Annotated in this window: 2 protein-coding genes; both read right to left on the bottom strand. The window is 44.7% G+C overall.

Features of this window, described 5'->3' with window-relative positions; all coding sequences use genetic code 11:
* The coding region (locus AC0UA9_RS17465; RefSeq protein WP_475662021.1) for a heparinase II/III domain-containing protein at positions 1-1,592 on the bottom strand (1,592 nt) is incomplete at its 3' end.
* Positions 1,593-1,706: 114 nt separating this feature from the next.
* Positions 1,707-2,480: hypothetical protein (locus AC0UA9_RS17460; protein ID WP_475662018.1), on the bottom strand; the 774-nt coding region annotated here is incomplete at its 5' end.

Raw genomic sequence — 2,480 nt, 5'->3', positions numbered from 1 at the left:
AACACAACTCGCAATAGCTGACTAGACTCAAGCTGGTTTGCTTTAACAGAAAAAGCGCTGAAGACACGCTCACCTTTCCAGCCTTTTACTACTGACAAGCTATCGGGCTGGGCACCTTGGATCTCCATCAACAACTGGCTGCCCGTTGCGCTGCTGATGATCGCCCGGTTTCCTTGAATACTGATCTGCTTATCTTGCGGAAAGTGCCACTGCAATGTGACTTCACGAGGCTGAGTATCGTCACAGTGGAATCGGTCAACCACACTTAGTTCATGCTGTGCCGCTTTGAGGCCTACACGCCGCTGATGATCAACTTGCGGAAGAACTTTCAAGGCCATTTCGACAAATGGAAAAGAGGGCGAATCATCAAACGCGGTTACTTCCCAGGCACTCAGGCGATGCCCAAAGTCCGCATCATAATCTGCCTCTGACACCAGCGGGATATTGTGAGCCGCCCGACTACGCATATAGCGGCGAACCGAATCTTTACCGCTGTAGTTATATAAACCTGAGTCAATTAGCCAATCTTCACCACCCGCATAAAGACTAATATGCCCTTCATCCTGCTGATGGTGATAGCGGCTGGAGCAGCCCACTTTGATAATGCACTGAAGCGCATTGGCATAATCCCCCCGAGACGGCCACTGATCACGAAAGACTGCGTAACCCGAACGCGGAAAGACAGCATTAGTGTCTGCAGACGGCTCACCCTGCTTGCCGCTGGTCAGCGCATATAATAGATGTTGATATTCCGGCATGTGGCCGAAAGCATCACGATACATATTAGATGTAGGTAGTTGCTCTGTATCACCTATCGGCGGCAAAAGGCCATCGGGTCGGATTATATGGGTAATAAAACGCAGTGCTTTGTGGGCAAATACATCGAACTGGCTAGAGAGCCCTCCTAGCACTTCATCGGGATAATCCTTAATGATGCCAAGAAAAACTTTGAAGACAAAAATATGATAGGCAGGGCTATTTTCAACATGGACACCTTCGTCCGTAAATGAAAACGCCAACTCACTGCTGATTCTCTGCTTAGCAATCTGCTGCCACTTTAAGGCCTGCTCACCTTCAAACACAGTGCCAAGCAATAACAACACTCGGGCTTGCTCCAACCCGTGGTTAGTATGCTCGGAATAGAAACTATCCTTGGCTAGCCATTCACCATGTACCCTGACAGCCTTTTCAATATAGGTTAGAAACTGAGCGTTCTTTGCTGCCCATGCTGGCGCATAGTCACGGCAGTAATAAGCTAGCAACACCAACTGTTCGGCACGTAGTGCAGTGGCATGATCGTGCCAGATAAACTCAAAAGGATACGTCGTATCGGTTTTTAAATAGGTATCTAACCACGACTCAACTGCTTCGCGAGCAAAATCCAACACAGCATCATTCTTAGATGCATGATGATAAGCCATCAAATAGGATAAAAAAGAAAGCCAATTCAACCGCCATTGCCAGCTGCGGTTATTAAGGGGATCCTGCTCCCAGTCGCCCCAACTGTTGAAGTTGACAGGTTTAAAAGGGCCTAGTGTCATCTTACGCTGTTTAAAAAGCGCACCACCATGTGACTGATGCGCTTTAGACATAACCGCATTCTCCAGCCGATTATTTACACAACACTTAAGCAAGGCATTACTGCCGGGCAACAGGATCATATCGAAATACTCTACCAAAAATGCTCTAAATTTAAGTTTCCACAATCAACTATATGAAAGTTCTCTTCGAATATTCTCAAGGCGCTTAACAATATAACTTTTAGCCCAGCTAACATCTTCTTTCTTATCAAGGTAAATATTAGTTACAGGGACCTCCCCTTTTTCAATTGCTTTTTTCGCTGTTTCTTCAGAAGTAAGATCAACAGCTCGGACTAATTCATCATCACTAACATTTAAGCCTACAGTAGAGACCAGTGCGCGCAGAGTGCTTAGCGGCGAATGCTTAAGCTCTTCATACCTAATAACAACATCAAAACTATCAAAGTCAATATTATTGTAAAAACCTTCAAAATAAACACAGTTTTTTTCTAAATAGTCTATATCTTCCACCCCAGGCGCAACATCATTTTTATACTCATCCTTCCTAAAAGTGCGCGACATTACAATATCAACAGGATCTCGCAATAATAATGCTGTTTTTTTAAGTCGACTGTAGTCAGATAATTGCTGGTGATTAGCTAAGTGAGCAGAATTACTTAGTGCAGCACTAAGCATATCTGGATATATTCCACCACAATGGACAAGGTAGAGAGCATCTAGAAATAAATGCGCCTCTCTTTCCCCCATAGTTTTCAATGACTTTTTTATTTCAGCGGGCAAATAAACTTCCCCACCATTGTGGAAGCCTGGCAAAAAACCCAGCATAGCTTCTAGCCAATGAGAGCCAGAACTTCCCGCATTCACAATATATAGATGTGGAGTTTTAAACTTTAGACGCAGTTCGGCAAGAGCAACGATATCTTTAACGTAGCAACGGAC

This window comes from Colwellia sp. F1, assembly GCF_056238625.1.
The sequence above is the reverse complement of the archived record's forward strand: the minus strand, read 5'-3'. Positions and strand labels throughout refer to the sequence as shown.